A 13,971-nucleotide genomic window follows, 5' to 3' on the forward strand; every position below is an offset into this window, starting at 1 on the left:
TCTGGTTTCGGCACGGGCCCGAGCGTAGCCCCGTGCATGGTTGACGGGAAGTTGTGTAGTCCGGTTGTCCGGACATACCCATTGACAGGGTACGGGGTCCGCCCTCACTTTGATTCCATGCGCATCGGGGTCATCGGTACGGGCCGCATCGGCACCCTTCACGCGAGGACGCTCAGCCGTCACCGTGAGGTCGGGTCCCTGATCCTGACGGACGCGGAGCCGGCGCGGGCCCAGGCGCTGGCGCACCGGCTGGGCGAGACGGTGGCGCCGGGCGTCGACGAGATCTTCACATGGGGCGTGGACGCGGTGGTGATCACCACGGCGACGGCCGCCCATGCGGAACTGATCGGCCGGGCGGCCCGCTCGGGGCTCCCGGTCTTCTGCGAGAAACCCATCGCCCTCGATCTGCCGGGCACCCTGCACGCGCTCGCCGAGGTGGAGACGGCCGGGACCGTGCTGCAGATGGGGTTCCAGCGGCGGTTCGACGCCGGGTACGCCGGCGCCCGCGAGGCCGTCCGCACGGGCCGGCTCGGCCGGCTGCACACCGTACGGGCCATGACCTGCGACGCGTCCCCGCCCCCCGCGGAGTGGCTGCCGCTGTCCGGCGGGCTGTTCCGGGACACGCTGATCCACGACTTCGACGTGCTGCGCTGGGTGACCGGCCGGGAGGTGACCGACGTGTACGCCACCGGCTCCGACGCCGGTCCCGCCATGTTCCGCGAGGCCGGGGACGTCGACACGGGCGCGGCGCTGCTCACGCTGGACGACGGCACCCTGGCCACCGCGACGGCGACCCGGCTGAACGGCGCCGGCTACGACGTCCGCATGGAGCTGGCCGGGGAGCGCGACACGGTGGTGGTGGGCCTGGACGACCGTACGCCCCTCGCCTCCACCGAGCCGACCGGGCCACCGCCCGCGGACAAACCGTGGACGGGGTTCCTGGAGCGGTTCGGGCCGGCCTACGAGGCCGAGCTGAACACCTTCGTGCAGGTGGTGCGCGGTGAGCGGGCCAACCCGTGCGACGGCTGGGAGGCGTTGCAGGCGCTGCGGATCGCGGAGGCGTGCGAGATCTCCCGGCGGGAGCGCCGCCCGGTACCGCTCGCGGAGGTCCCCGACCGGGCGCAGCCGTCGTCCGGCTGAGAACGAGCGGGAACCGCCGGACGCACCGGCGGCGGAGCCGGCCAGGAGTCCCGGCGGTCCCCGGTTCGTCTAGCGCCCGTCGTCGTCGTCCTCCAGGAGCCCCGCGTCGTAGGCGAGCAGAGCGATCTGGACCCGGTTGTCGAGGCCGAGTTTGGCGAGGATGCGGGAGACGTGGGCCTTGACGGTGGCCACGCTGAGGAACAGCTCCGCGGCGATCCCGGCGTTGGCGAGTCCGCGGCCGACCGCGACGGCGACCTCGCGTTCGCGGTCGTTGAGGGCGGCGAGCCGTTCCCGCGCGCGGGTCTGCCGGGTGTCGGCGGCGGTACCGGCCGCGTGCCGCATCAGCTGCCGGGTGACGGTCGGCGACAGGACCGGATCGCCGGCGGCGACCCGGCGCACGGCGTCGACGATCGCGGCGGGCGGGGTGTCCTTGAGGACGAAACCGGCGGCACCGGCGCGCAGGGCGTGCAGGACCTGTTCGTCGGCGTGGAAGGTGGTGAGCACCACGACCTGCGGTGCGTCCGGCCGCGCGCGCAGCCGTCGGGTCGCGGTGATGCCGTCGACCGACGGCATCCGGAGGTCCATCAGGACGACGTCCGGCCGCGTCCGCCGCACGGCCTCCTCGGCCTCCGCGCCGTCGGCGGCCTCCCCGACGACCTCGATGTCCCCGGCCCCGCCGATCATCAGCGCCAGCCCGGCGCGTACGAGGGGGTCGTCGTCCACGAGAAGGAGTCTGATCGGCGTCGCAGTCATGGGGTCACGTAATCACGGGCGGGGAGCGGGGGCGGAGGAATCGGTCAGGACCGAGGGGTCACACGGGCGCGTGCGGGGTGGGCGTGCGGGGACCGGCACGGCGGACGCGGGGGCGGGCACGTGCGGAGACCCCCGGACACCCGCACCTCCTGCCCCGCACCCGCCCGCCCCCCTCTCTGCTCCGCACCCCGCCGCCCCGCACCTCGCTGCCTCGCACCTCGCACCCTGCCGCCCCACACCTCGCTGCCCCGCACCCTTCCACCCCGCACCTCCCGCCCCGCGCCCTTCCGCGCACCCCACACCTCGGCCGCCCTGTCGTTCAGCCCCGCGGCCACGGCAGCCAGCCCCGTACCTCGAAGCCTCCGTCGGGCCGGGCCTCGTGTTCCAGGCGGCCTCCCGCCAGGGTGGCTCGTTCGATGAGGCCGATCAGGCCCTGGCCGGAGCCGGGGACGGGCGGGACGTCGGCGGGCGGGGCGGGGTTGGTGACGGTGACGGTCAGGCCGTCGCCGGGGGTCCCGGCGAGGCGGACCACGACCTCGGTGCCGGGGGCGTGCTTGCGCGCGTTGGTCAGGGCCTCCTGGGCGATGCGGTAGGCGGTGCGGCCGACGGAGGCGGGAACGGCGGCCGGTTCGGCGACGCGGTGGTCGAGGGCGACCTCCATCCCCGCCTCCCGGCACTCGGCGACGAGGGCGTCCAGCCCGGCCAGCGTGGGCTGGGGGCGCCCGCCGGACGGTTCGTCGGACTCGCCGGCCCGCAGCACCCCGATGATCTCCCGCAGGTCCTGGAGGGCCTCGTGGGCGCTCTCCCGGATCACCCCGGCGGCCCGTGCGATCTCCTCGCGGGGCGCGTCCGGCCGGAACTCCAGGGCACCCGCGTGCACGCTGAGCAGGGTGAGCCGGTGGGCGAGCACGTCGTGCATCTCGCGGGCGATGGCCTCGCGGGCCAGCCGCTGGGCCTGCTCGGCGCGGAGCCGGGCCTCGGTCTCCGCCCGGTGGGCACGGTCCCGGAGACTCAGCATCAGCATCCGCTTGGCGCGGACGAACATGCCCCAGCCGATGATCGTCACGGTGAGCAGCGCGGTGAACGCGACGACCCCGGCGTACGGCATGTCCGGGTCGGGGCGCAGCCAGTAGAAGAGCGGGACCAGCGCGAGCTCGACCCCACCGACCCAGGCGACGTACCGGAAGGGCCGGTGCACGGTGAGGGTGAACAGGACGACCAGCTCCGCGCCGCCCGCCGAGTTGGACAGGAAGCCGACCGGGACCAGGGCGACGGCGAGGCCGACCGGCCACCGGCGCCGCAGCCAGAGCGCCGCGCAGGCGAGGGCGCCCAGGACCTGGTCGAGGACGGCCAGGGGACCCGGCAGCCCGGGTTCGCGGGCCAGCGTCACGGCGGCGGCCAGTCCGAGGCCGACCGCCAGGAGGAAGCAGGAGAAGTCGACGACCCAGTCGCGCGCCGTGCGTCTCGGCCGGCGGCCCGCGGCCCCGGCGTCCGGGTCCAGCTCGTGGATGAGGGCGGAGGGGAACAGCCACCGGCGGCCCGCGAACTCCTTCGGCGCCCGCGCCTGCTCGTCATTGGTCACGGTCGGCCAATCTACGCACGGACCGCTCCCCGGCGCCGCCCCCGCCCGGGATCGCCGACCGAACGCCCGGGGTCAGCGACCAAAGTCGCACCGCTGTCGACTTCGGGTGCCGCCCGCCGGCGCGGGCGCCGACTTTCGGCGCCGTGCGGGCGCCCGGTGGCCGACGCGCGCAAGGATGCCGCCGGGCGAGAGTCGTACCGTGAAACAGGTACGGGAACTTCTCGGGTTCATCGCCCTGGTGCAGGGCGCGCTGGGGCTGGTGCACGAGCTCACCGACTGGCACGTGGGTCTCGTCCAGCGGCTCGGCTTCCTCGACGGCTACGGGATCTACGCGAGCGTGGCGCTCGTGGTCCTCGCGTTCGCGCTGTTCGCCGTGGCGGAGAGCCAGGGGCCCGGCTGAGCGAGGTTAACTTCCCGAAAACTCATCGGACTTGCCGGGAGAATCTTCCGGATTGTCATTGACATGCCATCCTCTACGCGCGTCATCATGGCGCCATGAGATTCCCCCCACGCATCACCCGTATCGGCGCCGCGGCCGCCGTCCTGTCCGCACTCCTCGTCGGCGGCACCGTCACCGCCACCCCGGCGGCCGCCGCGGTCGGCGACATCTGCTACGGCGACCTGCCGTCCCAGGCGCACGACACGCTCGGCCTGATCGCCCAGGGCGGCCCGTACCCGTACTCGCAGGACGGCACCGTCTTCCAGAACCGCGAAGGCGTCCTCCCCCGGCAGACCTCCGCCTACTACCACGAGTACACCGTGAAGACGCCGGGCTCCTCCACGCGCGGCGCACGCCGGATCATCACGGGCAAGCAGTACGAGGAGGACTACTACACCTCCGACCACTACGCGACGTTCGATCTCATCGACTTCGACTGCTGACATCCGGCATCCCCCCACACCTGGAGGCCCGGCGCACGGTGCGCCGGGCCTCCTGGCGTCCGCGCACCGGTGCCGGCTCAGGCGTCTTCCGGGGACTCGTACGACCCGTACTCGGGGCTGCCCGCGAAGTCGTACGTCTGGAGGGAGACCCCCGCGGGCGTGACACGTCCGGCGCGGTGCGTGAAGCGGGCGGGGACCGCGCCGTCCGCGAAGAGGCGGCGGCCGGCACCGAGGACGACCGGGAACGTCAGCAGGTGCAGGGTGTCGACGAGCCGCAGGTCCAGCAGCGAGCGGACCAGGGCGCCGCTGCCGTGGATCTGCAGTTCGCCGTCCGTGCGCTCCTTGAGGGCGGTGACCTCCTTGGCGAGATCGCCCGAGACGACGGTGGTGCCGGACCAGCGCGGCGCCTGGAGGGTGGAGGAGACGACGTACTTCGGGAGGCCGTTGAGCTTGGCCGCGATCGGGTTCGCGGGATCGGTCACCTTCGGCCAGTAGGAGGCGAAGATCTCGTACGTACGGCGGCCGAGCAGGAAGGCGCCCACCTGGTCGAAGAGCCCGGTGACGAACCGGCCGGAGTCGTCGTCCCCGAGCGGGAAGCTCCAGCCGCCCTGGCCGAAGCCGCCGCTGGGGTCCTCCTGGGGGCCGCCGGGCGCCTGGTAGACGCCGTCGAGGGTGACGAAGACGGTGGAGACGAGCTTGCCCATGGCGGGTGCCTTCTTCCGGGGAGCGGGGTCTGCTGTCATCTCCTCGGACCCCGCTCGCGCCGGGAACTCATCGGTTCAGCCGGCGTGCGTCGAGAACAGTCCGCCGGTCGGGCCCTGCTTGTCGCCGCCCTGGGCCTTCTTCAGGGCGTTGGCGAGGCTCTCGATGGTGAGGGACTGCAGGATCACGCGTCCGTTGCCCTCCAGGGTGGCCAGGGACAGGCCCTCGCCGCCGAACACGGCGTTCATGATCCCCTGGCGGTTGAGGCCGCCGACGCGCTGGACGCCGTACTGGATGCCCTCCTCGAAGGCGACCACGCAGCCGGTGTCGACCTCGATGCGGCCGCCGAAGTCCGCCGGGTTCAGGTCGATGAAGTTGCCGGCCCCGGCGATGATCACCGTGCCGTGCCCGGTGAACTTCTCCAGGACGAATCCCTCACCGCCGCTCGTGCCGGTCCGGCCGCCGGCGAAGGCGATGCCGAACTCGACGGTGGACTCGGCGGCGACGAAGGCGTCCTTCTCGGCGAACCACGCGCGTGTGCCGTCCAGCTCCAGGGCGCGCATCTCGCCGGGGAGCACCCCCGCGAAGCCGACCGTGCCCTCGCCGCCCTGCGCGGTGAAGTACTGGAACGCGAGCGACTCGCCGGCGAGCATCCGCTGGCCGACCTGCATGGCGGTGCCCATGGCCTGGCGCAGCAGACCGCCCATGCCACCGCCCGAGCCGCTCTGCTGCTGTCCGCCGCCTCCGGACGGGCCGGACAGCCGCGTCTCCATGGTCACGTCCACCGTCTTGAACAGGAACTTCCCGGCCTCGCAGTACACGGTCTGGCCGGGACGCAGGTGGACGACCGCCATCTGCATGGCGTTGCCGACGATCTCTTGCTGAAGGGTCACGTGGGAGACAACGCGGGAGGTGGACGGAAGAGTTCCGGACCACGGGGACGGGGGGCCGCGGGCGTGACGCGTGGGGCGCCCCGGTGCTGTCCGGCCGGGACGTCCCACGCGGGCGCGTGGGCGGCGGTCAGCCGCCCAGTTCCTGGTGGCGGGCGGCGAGACCGCTCGCGCCCCGCTCGGTCAGGGAGCCGAACAGCCGCAGGCGGGAGATGCCGCCGTCGGGGAAGATGTCGATCCGCGCGTGCGTGCCGACCGCCGGCTCGGGCAGGACGAAGCGGTGGTTGGTGTCCGGCTGGAGGCGGGTGCGCGGGAGGACCTCGGTCCACTCGCCGTCCTCGCCGTCCTTGACCGAGACCGCCGCCCAGCCGGCGCTGTTGCCCTTCAGATAGGCGGTGTCGATCTCGACCGCCCGGATCCGGGACTGCGCGACCAGCCGGTAGCGGATCCAGTCGTTGCCCTGGTCGCGGCGGCGGCGGGTCTCCCAGCCGTCGTCCATCTTGCGGGAGCGGCCCGGCTGGATGGTGTGGGTGGCCGGGGAGTAGAAGAGGTTCGAGGCGTCCTCGACCTGGCCGCCGTTCTCCAGGGCCACCACGTCGAGGGTGCCGAGGACCGCCAGCCACTCCGGGTCCGGGACGACCTCGCCGTACACGCGCAGGCGGGCGATGCCGCCGTCGGGGTGCTGGTTGATCCGCAGGTGCGTGAAGCGCTGCTCGGCCGAGACGGCGAACCCGTTCGCCGCGTGCCCGCCGACCGCGGTGCGCGGGACCAGGGTGGTCCACTTCACGTCGTCGCCCAGCAGCTCCTCCGGGGACGGCGAGCCGGGTACGGAGGCGCCCTCGACGGAGACGGCCTGCGGGTAGTTGCCGCGGAAGTGGGCGGTGTCGACGACGATCCCGCGGATCACGCCGGGCGCGCCGAGGCGGACCAGCGCCCAGTCGTGGTCCTCGGCGGCCGGCCACGGGTGCCCGGCGGAAGCACCGCGCCGGCGGCGGGTCTCCCAGCCGTCCATGATCTTGCCCTTGTGGCCGAAGTGCTCGGGGTCGAACTCGGCCCGCTCGGGCACCAGCAGGTTCTCCCGCTGGGCGAAGAACTCGTCGTTGGCGGCGATGACACCGGCGCCGAGCTGCCGGTCGGCGAGGTTGGCGTACTGGGTGAAGGGGAAGTCGGCGGTGCGGTAGTCCGCGTACGGGTCGCCGCCTCCGTAGGGGTGCGCGTCGCCGGTGAAGCTCGGTATCGCCGTCACGGTGATCAGGGGGTCCTTTCCGGAGTCGGGCGGGTGGGGTGCGGGGGGGCTTACTGGGGGCGGGCGAGCAGCGTGCCCTTCGGCTCGGTGAACTCGCCGTCGGCGACGATGCGTTCGCCGCGCAGCCAGGTGGACTTGACGACGCCGTACAGGGTCCTGCCGGCGTAGGCGGTGACCCGGTTGCGGTGCTGGAGGCCGGCCGGGTCGACGGTGAAGGTCTCGTCGGGGGCGAGCACCGCGAAGTCGGCGTCGCGGCCGGCCTCGATGGCGCCCTTGTGGCCGAGGCCGGCCAGGGCGGCGGTCCGCGTGGACATCCAGCGGACCACGTCCTCCAGTCCGTGGCCGCGCCCGCGGGCCTCCGTCCACACGGCGGAGAGGCTGAGCTGGAGGCCCGAGATGCCGCCCCAGGCGGTGGCGAAGTCGTGGGTCTTCAGGTCGGCGGTGGAGGGCGAGTGGTCGGTGACGACACAGTCGATGGTGCCGTCGGCCAGCGCCTCCCACAGCAGGTCCTGGTTGGCGGCCTCGCGGATCGGCGGGCAGCACTTGAACTCGCTGGCGCCGTCCGGGACCTCCTCGGCGGTCAGGGTGAGGTAGTGCGGGCAGGTCTCCACGGTGAGGCGGACGCCCTCGGCGCGGGCGGCGCGGATCAGCGGCAGCGCGTCACCGGAGGACAGGTGCAGCACGTGCACACGGGCGCCCAGCCGCCGGGCCTGCCCGATCAGGTTCGCGATGGCCGTGTCCTCGGCGTCGCGCGGGCGGGAGGCGAGGAAGTCGGTGTACTTCGGGCCGCCCTGCTGCGGGGCGGCGGCCAGGTGGTGCGGGTCCTCGGCGTGCACGATCAGCAGCCCGTCGAACCCGGCGATCTCGGCCAGGGACTGGGCAAGCTGGTCCTGGTCGAGGTGCGGGAACTCGTCCACGCCGGACGGGGAGAGGAATGCCTTGAAGCCGAAGACGCCGGCGTCGTGCAGCGGGCGCAGGTCCTTGACGTTGTCGGGCAGGGCGCCGCCCCAGAAGCCGACGTCGACGTGCGCCTTGTCCCGGGCCACGTCCTGCTTGATCCGCAGATGCTCGACCGTGGTGGTGGGCGGCAGGGAGTTGAGCGGCATGTCGACCAGGGTGGTGATGCCGCCGGCCGCCGCGGCGCGGGTGGCGGTCCAGAAGCCCTCCCACTCGGTGCGGCCCGGGTCGTTGACGTGGACGTGGGTGTCGACCAGGCCGGGCAGCAGGACGTGGTCGCCGACGTCCTCCAGCCGGGCCGTGGCCGGGATCTCGGCGTCGTACGGCAGGACGGCCGTGATCTTCCCGGCGGACACGGTGACCGTGGCGGCCCGTGTCCCCTCCGGAGTGATCACGCGCGTCGAGCGCAGCACCAGTTCAGCGTCGGACACCCGAACCCCTCTCTCCACCGCCGTTTTACGTCCAGGAAACGGGATTTACACCCACGAAACGGATTTCAACGTTCTGTTGAAGGAGTCTTCACTCCCGCTTCCCCGCCGTCAAGAGGCACACTTCCGGGCAACGCGACGGGGCCCGCCCTCTGGACGTTTCCACAAAGCGGAATTAGAATTCCAGCAAGCAGAACGTAGCTATGTACAAGCGGGGAGTCAACCGGCCGCCGGGTAGGCTTCTGCCCTCCTGTCAGTCCCGAAAGGAACGCGCCGTGCCGACGTCCAGCGCCAGCACCACCGACTCCGCCAAGCCCTCCGCCGCCGGCGGGGTGCAGTCCCTGGAGCGTGCCTTCGACCTGCTCGAGCGGATGGCGGACGCGGGCGGCGAGGTGGGCCTGAGCGAGCTGTCCGCGACCAGCGGGCTGCCCCTGCCGACCATCCACCGGCTCATGCGCACGCTGGTCGCCTGCGGCTACGTACGCCAGCAGGCCAACCGGCGCTACGCGCTCGGGCCGCGGCTGATCCGGCTCGGCGAGTCCGCGTCCCGCCTCCTCGGCACCTGGGCCCGGCCGTATCTGGCCCGGCTGGTGGAGGAGACCGGCGAGACCGCGAACATGGCGCTGCTCGACGGGGACGAGATCGTGTACGTGGCGCAGGTGCCGTCGAAGCACTCGATGCGGATGTTCACCGAGGTGGGCCGGCGGGTGCTGCCGCACTCCACCGGTGTGGGCAAGGCGCTGCTGGCCGGCGTCCCCGATGACGAGGTACGGGCGTTGCTGGCGCGCACCGGCATGCCCGCGGCCACCGAGAAGACCATCACCACACCCGAGGGGTTCCTGGCGGCACTGGCGGATGTGCGGCAGGCGGGATACGCCGTCGACGACAACGAGCAGGAGATCGGGGTGCGATGCCTCGCGGTGTCCGTGCCGGACTCCCCCACCGCGGCCGCCATCTCCATCTCCGGGCCCGCGGGGCGCGTCACCGAGGCGGCCACGGACAAGATCGTGCCGGTGCTCCAGCAGATCGCCCTGGAGCTCTCCCAGGCCCTGGCGAGTTCGGGCGCCTGACGGCCCGGAGGCGGTGACCGCCGGCGGGGACGGGCGGATGGCGGCTCGTCCCGCGGTTCCCCGCGCCCCCGGTCAGGCCGGGGCGCCCCGCGCCGTCACGGGCGCGACGTCTCCCCGAAGAGGTCCACCGCCGCACGCACCCCCCGCAGTCCCCCCGCCAGGGCGCTCATCGAGCCGATCGCACCGGCGATCAGTAAGAGGGAGCCGCGCAGCCGCGGGATCTCCGGAAGGCCGCCGGCGGCCATCGCGGCCAGGGCCGCCAGCTCGTCCTCGGCTATCCCCCGGTCGGGGAAGTCCGCCGGGAGGGCGGCGAGTTCGCGGCGCAGCCGGGACACCGCGGTCCGCAGTTCCGCCACCCTCGGGTCCTCGTCGCTGCCGGTCACCGGCCTCTGCCCCAAGCTCCGCAACTCAGCCCTCCCCCTGGCACGCCTTCGTGCGCGGGACAGTAAACGCCACGTCGTGCGGGAGCGCCACAGGGCGGACCGAAATTCAGCCCAACGGAATCGGCGCCGGAAAAACCGGCCGGTTCCGTCGCCGTCGGGTATGCAGGACCCATGACGGACAAGCAGGATCTTCAGGGGGATGTCGCGGGGCTGCTGCTCGCCGCTGGCGGCGGCAGACGGCTCGGCGGGCGCCCCAAGGCGCTGCTGCCGCACCGGGGGCGCCTGCTGGTGGAACACGCGGCCGGGGTGCTGCGCGCGGCCGGGTGCGGGCGGATCCATGTGGTGCTGGGCGCCCGGTCCGACGAGGTGCGCGAGCGCGCCCGGCTGGACGGCTGCGTGCTCGTGGACAACCCCGACTGGGCGGCGGGCATGGGCTCGTCCCTGCGCGCCGGGCTGGCCTCGCTCGCCGGCACCGGGGCACCCGCGGCCCTGGTCAGCCTGGTCGACCAGCCCGGCATCGGCCCCGCCGCGGTGGCCCGGGTACTGGGCGCGTACGAGGACGGGAAATCGCTGGTCTCGGCCGCCTACGACGGGGTGCGCGGCCATCCCGTGCTGTTCGGGGCCGCGCACTGGGCGGGCATCGCAAAGACGGCCACCGGGGACCGCGGGGCCCGGGCCTACCTCGCCGCGCACGCGACGGAGATCCGGCTCGTGGAGTGCGCGGACGTCGCCGAGCCCTACGACATCGACACCGAGGCCGACCTGAGCCACCTTGAGTGAACGAGGTGGCACCGAGCGCCACCTTCCCTCGACTCAGAGAATCTCGACATCAACAAACCATTGAAGTTCCACGATGAGGAAACTACTATCCACTGCTCAGAAGCGCCTGACCGCACAGCCGGCGCTGACTGTCCTGTTTGTGCCACTTGGCACCCGGTGCCACCGCTGAAGGAAGTGACAGCTCATGTCCGCACCAGCGCCGTCCCCGCTGGCCATCGTCGACGCCGAGCCCCTGCCCCGGCAGGAGGAGGTCCTCACGGACGCGGCGCTCGCCTTCGTGGCGGAGCTGCACCGGCGGTTCACCCCGCGCCGTGACGAACTCCTGGCCCGCCGGGCCGAGCGCCGCGCCGAGATCGCCCGCACCTCCACGCTCGACTTCCTGCCCGGGACGGCCGCGATCCGCGCGGACGACTCCTGGCGGGTCGCCCCGGCCCCGGCCGCGCTGAACGACCGGCGCGTCGAGATCACCGGCCCCACCGACCGCAAGATGACCATCAACGCCCTCAACTCGGGCGCGAAGGTCTGGCTCGCCGACTTCGAGGACGCCTCGGCTCCCACCTGGGAGAACGTCGTCCTCGGCCAGGTCAACCTGATCGACGCCTACACCCGGTCCATCGACTTCACCGACGAGCGCACCGGCAAGTCGTACGCCCTGCGGCCGAACGAGGAGCTGGCGACCGTCGTCATGCGCCCGCGCGGCTGGCACCTGGACGAGCGGCACCTCGTCGACCCCGACGGCAAGGCGGTCCCCGGCGCCTTCGTCGACTTCGGCCTGTACTTCTTCCACAACGCGCAGCGGCTGCTCGACCTCGGCAAGGGCCCGTACTTCTACCTGCCGAAGACCGAGTCGCACCTCGAAGCCCGCCTGTGGAACGACGTGTTCGTCTTCGCCCAGGACTACGTCGGCATCCCGCAGGGCACCGTCCGCGCCACCGTCCTGATCGAGACCATCACGGCCGCGTACGAGATGGAGGAGATCCTCTACGAGCTGCGCGACCACGCGGCCGGCCTGAACGCGGGCCGCTGGGACTACCTGTTCTCCATCGTGAAGAACTTCCGTGACGGTGGGGCCAAGTTCGTCCTGCCGGACCGCAACGCGGTGACGATGACCGCCCCGTTCATGCGGGCGTACACCGAACTCCTCGTGCGCACCTGCCACAAGCGCGGCGCGCACGCGATCGGCGGCATGGCGGCCTTCATCCCCTCCCGCCGGGACGCCGAGGTCAACAAGGTGGCCTTCGAGAAGGTCCGCGCCGACAAGGACCGGGAGGCGCACGACGGTTTCGACGGCTCCTGGGTGGCCCACCCCGACCTGGTGCCGATCGCCATGGAGTCCTTCGACAAGGTCCTCGGCGACAAGCCGAACCAGAAGGACCGGCTGCGCGAGGACGTGCACGTCGAGGCCGCCGACCTGATCGCGATCGACTCGCTGGCGGCCAAGCCGACGTACAACGGTCTCGTCAACGCCGTCCAGGTCGGCATCCGTTACATCGAGGCCTGGCTGCGCGGCCTCGGCGCCGTCGCCATCTTCAATCTGATGGAGGACGCGGCCACCGCCGAGATCTCCCGCTCCCAGATCTGGCAGTGGATCAACGCCGGCGTCGAGTTCGAGAACGGCGACAGGGCCACGCCCGAACTCGCCCGCAAGGTCGCCGCCGAGGAACTGGACGCCATCCGCAAGGAGATCGGCGAGGAGGCGTTCACGGCCGGGCACTGGCAGGAGGCGCACGACCTGCTGCTCCAGGTGTCCCTGGACGAGGACTACGCCGACTTCCTCACCCTGCCGGCGTACCGGCAGCTCAAGGGCTGACCCCCTACGCGGATCCCTCCGAGTGGCCCAGGGACTTCCCCGGGGCCACTCGGTCGCGTACGCGCCGCTTCACCGCCGTCGGCTCCGGGAAGCCGTCCTCGCGGCGGTCCCACACCACCTCGTCGTCCACGCGGACGACGAAGACGCCGCCCGTCCCCGGCTTCAGCGACAGCTCGGCCAGCTCGGCCTCGAACGTCGTGAGCAGCTCCTGCGCCAGCCAGGCGGCACGCGGCAGCCAGCGGCACTGGGTGCAGTACTCGATCTGGACCTTCCGGCTCATCCCAGATGCACCGACCAATCCTGTTCCGCCGCCGGCTTGCCGTGCAGGTCGGGGACCCGCTTGAGCCAGTCCGGACGGCCCGCCTGCGTCTTCGCCGTACGGGCGGCCTCCTCGGCCGCGAGTTCCTCGCGGCTCGGGAAGTCGGTGGGCAGCCACTGCGGCGAGAGCCGGACCCGGTCCAGGAGATAGCCCACGTAGGCGTCCCGGACGTCGTCGGGCGTGGCGAACCCGGCGTCCTCGGCGAGCCAGGCGTCCGGCACCTCGGCGACGATCCCGCGCAGCAGCTCCTCCGTCACCCGCGGCGCCAGCTCGGCGTCGGCGGCGCGCACATCGGGGGCGTAGTGGCCGAGGGCGTGATGCCGGAAGTCGTACTTCTTGCCCGGACTCGTGGTGTCCCAGCGGTGGTGGAAGACGAGGGCGGCGCCGTGGTCGATCAGCCACAGCCGCGGGGGCGCGGTGCCGAGCGTGGGCCAGACCATCAGGTTGGAGCTGTGGACCGTACGGTCGACGTTGACGGTCAGCGCGTCCAGCCACACGATCCGGCCGGCCTCCAGCGGGTCCACCGGGAAGACCCCGGCGATCTCCGGAGTGAAGTCCCGGGCGCCCGGCAGGTAGTCCATGCCCAGGTTGACGCCGGCGCTCGCGCCGTGCAGCTCCCGGACCTCCTGGTGCGGCTCGTCGGCGGCGATCACCGGGTCGAAATGGACGAGGACCAGTTCGGGGAAGCGCAGACCGAGCGCGCGGGCGAGTTCACCGACGATGATCTCGGCGACCAGCGCCTTGTGGCCCTGGGCCGAGCCGGTGAACTTGACGACGTACGTGCCCAGGTCGTCGGCCTCGACGATGCCGGGCACGGAGCCGCCTGACCGCAGGGGTGCGACGTAGTGGGTGGCGGTGACTTCAGTCAGCATTTTCCCAGCCGATCCGACTCTCCGACCTTGCGATCAACGACCAGCCTCGGACGAGCGCACCCCGTAGAGGTGGCATGAAGTGTTCATTTTAACCGAGCGTGACAGCTGACGACGCCCCCGCCGGGACCCTCCGGCGGCGGCACGGAGCTGACCAATC

At 72.5% G+C, this 13,971-nt stretch carries 15 protein-coding genes; 6 read left to right on the plus strand and 9 right to left on the minus strand.

The features are described from left to right. Positions 1–117: 117 nt before the first annotated feature. The gene (locus ACZ7KF_RS00240; protein WP_471067560.1) at positions 118–1,140 is read left to right on the plus strand and encodes a Gfo/Idh/MocA family protein; all 1,023 of its coding nucleotides are present in this window, start codon (positions 118–120) and stop codon (positions 1,138–1,140) included. A 69-nt stretch (positions 1,141–1,209) separates the two neighbouring features. Here the strand turns inward: ACZ7KF_RS00240 and ACZ7KF_RS00245 are convergent, their stop codons facing one another. Together ACZ7KF_RS00245 and ACZ7KF_RS00250 are read right to left on the minus strand one after the other, a co-directional pair. Continuing rightward, positions 1,210–1,893 (minus strand): response regulator, encoded by a 684-nt coding sequence (locus ACZ7KF_RS00245; RefSeq protein WP_471067563.1) that lies wholly within the window; start codon positions 1,891–1,893, stop codon positions 1,210–1,212. Between the two features lie 319 nt (positions 1,894–2,212). Further along, entirely contained in the window at positions 2,213–3,475 is a 1,263-nt protein-coding gene (locus ACZ7KF_RS00250) for a sensor histidine kinase (protein ID WP_471067565.1), read from the minus strand. A 199-nt stretch (positions 3,476–3,674) separates the two neighbouring features. Between ACZ7KF_RS00250 and ACZ7KF_RS00255 the strand changes: the two genes are divergently transcribed. After that, on the plus strand, positions 3,675–3,875 hold the full coding sequence (locus ACZ7KF_RS00255; RefSeq protein ID WP_471067567.1) for a hypothetical protein: 201 nt from the start codon (positions 3,675–3,677) through the stop codon (positions 3,873–3,875). Positions 3,876–3,970: 95 nt separating this feature from the next. Continuing rightward, the gene (locus tag ACZ7KF_RS00260; protein ID WP_471067569.1) at positions 3,971–4,357 is read left to right on the plus strand and encodes a ribonuclease domain-containing protein; all 387 of its coding nucleotides are present in this window, start codon (positions 3,971–3,973) and stop codon (positions 4,355–4,357) included. Positions 4,358–4,434: 77 nt separating this feature from the next. Here ACZ7KF_RS00260 and ACZ7KF_RS00265 read toward each other — a convergent pair whose 3' ends face one another. The 4 genes from ACZ7KF_RS00265 to allB all read right to left on the minus strand — a co-directional run bounded on the left by ACZ7KF_RS00265 (position 4,435) and on the right by allB (position 8,583). Continuing rightward, positions 4,435–5,061 carry a dihydrofolate reductase family protein gene (locus ACZ7KF_RS00265; RefSeq protein WP_471069545.1) on the minus strand — a complete coding sequence of 209 codons (627 nt, stop codon included), beginning with the start codon at positions 5,059–5,061 and terminating at the stop codon, positions 4,435–4,437. A gap of 75 nt (positions 5,062–5,136) precedes the next feature. Further along, complete coding sequence (locus tag ACZ7KF_RS00270) at positions 5,137–5,952, minus strand: AIM24 family protein (protein ID WP_471067571.1); 816 nt, start codon at positions 5,950–5,952, stop codon at positions 5,137–5,139. Positions 5,953–6,079: 127 nt separating this feature from the next. Beyond that, positions 6,080–7,195 carry an allantoicase gene (gene alc, locus ACZ7KF_RS00275; protein ID WP_471067573.1) on the minus strand — a complete coding sequence of 372 codons (1,116 nt, stop codon included), beginning with the start codon at positions 7,193–7,195 and terminating at the stop codon, positions 6,080–6,082. A 50-nt stretch (positions 7,196–7,245) separates the two neighbouring features. Then, positions 7,246–8,583: an allantoinase AllB gene (gene allB, locus ACZ7KF_RS00280; RefSeq protein WP_471067576.1), complete on the minus strand. Its 1,338-nt coding sequence runs from the start codon at positions 8,581–8,583 to the stop codon at positions 7,246–7,248. 272 nt (positions 8,584–8,855) lie between these two features. On the opposite strand from allB, the gene ACZ7KF_RS00285 reads away from it, so the two are divergent. Next, the gene (locus ACZ7KF_RS00285) at positions 8,856–9,650 is read left to right on the plus strand and encodes an IclR family transcriptional regulator (protein WP_471067578.1); all 795 of its coding nucleotides are present in this window, start codon (positions 8,856–8,858) and stop codon (positions 9,648–9,650) included. 95 nt (positions 9,651–9,745) lie between these two features. On the opposite strand, the gene ACZ7KF_RS00290 is transcribed toward ACZ7KF_RS00285, so the two are convergent. After that, entirely contained in the window at positions 9,746–10,033 is a 288-nt protein-coding gene (locus ACZ7KF_RS00290) for a DUF5955 family protein (RefSeq protein WP_471067581.1), read from the minus strand. Between the two features lie 171 nt (positions 10,034–10,204). On the opposite strand from ACZ7KF_RS00290, the gene ACZ7KF_RS00295 reads away from it, so the two are divergent. After that, positions 10,205–10,813: a nucleotidyltransferase family protein gene (locus ACZ7KF_RS00295; RefSeq protein ID WP_471067584.1), complete on the plus strand. Its 609-nt coding sequence runs from the start codon at positions 10,205–10,207 to the stop codon at positions 10,811–10,813. A gap of 184 nt (positions 10,814–10,997) precedes the next feature. Beyond that, positions 10,998–12,623 (plus strand): malate synthase A, encoded by a 1,626-nt coding sequence (gene aceB / locus ACZ7KF_RS00300; RefSeq protein ID WP_471067586.1) that lies wholly within the window; start codon positions 10,998–11,000, stop codon positions 12,621–12,623. A 4-nt stretch (positions 12,624–12,627) separates the two neighbouring features. Here the strand turns inward: aceB and ACZ7KF_RS00305 are convergent, their stop codons facing one another. Next, a complete protein-coding gene (locus ACZ7KF_RS00305) occupies positions 12,628–12,903 on the minus strand; it encodes an Rdx family protein (protein WP_471067589.1) in 276 nt (91 codons plus the stop codon). Continuing rightward, positions 12,900–13,814: a HipA family kinase gene (locus tag ACZ7KF_RS00310; RefSeq protein WP_471067592.1), complete on the minus strand. Its 915-nt coding sequence runs from the start codon at positions 13,812–13,814 to the stop codon at positions 12,900–12,902. Before ACZ7KF_RS00310 ends, ACZ7KF_RS00305 begins: the two co-directional genes overlap by 4 nt. Between the last annotated feature and the right edge of the window lie 157 nt (positions 13,815–13,971).

Source organism: Streptomyces sp. NPDC038200 (genome assembly GCF_055600785.1).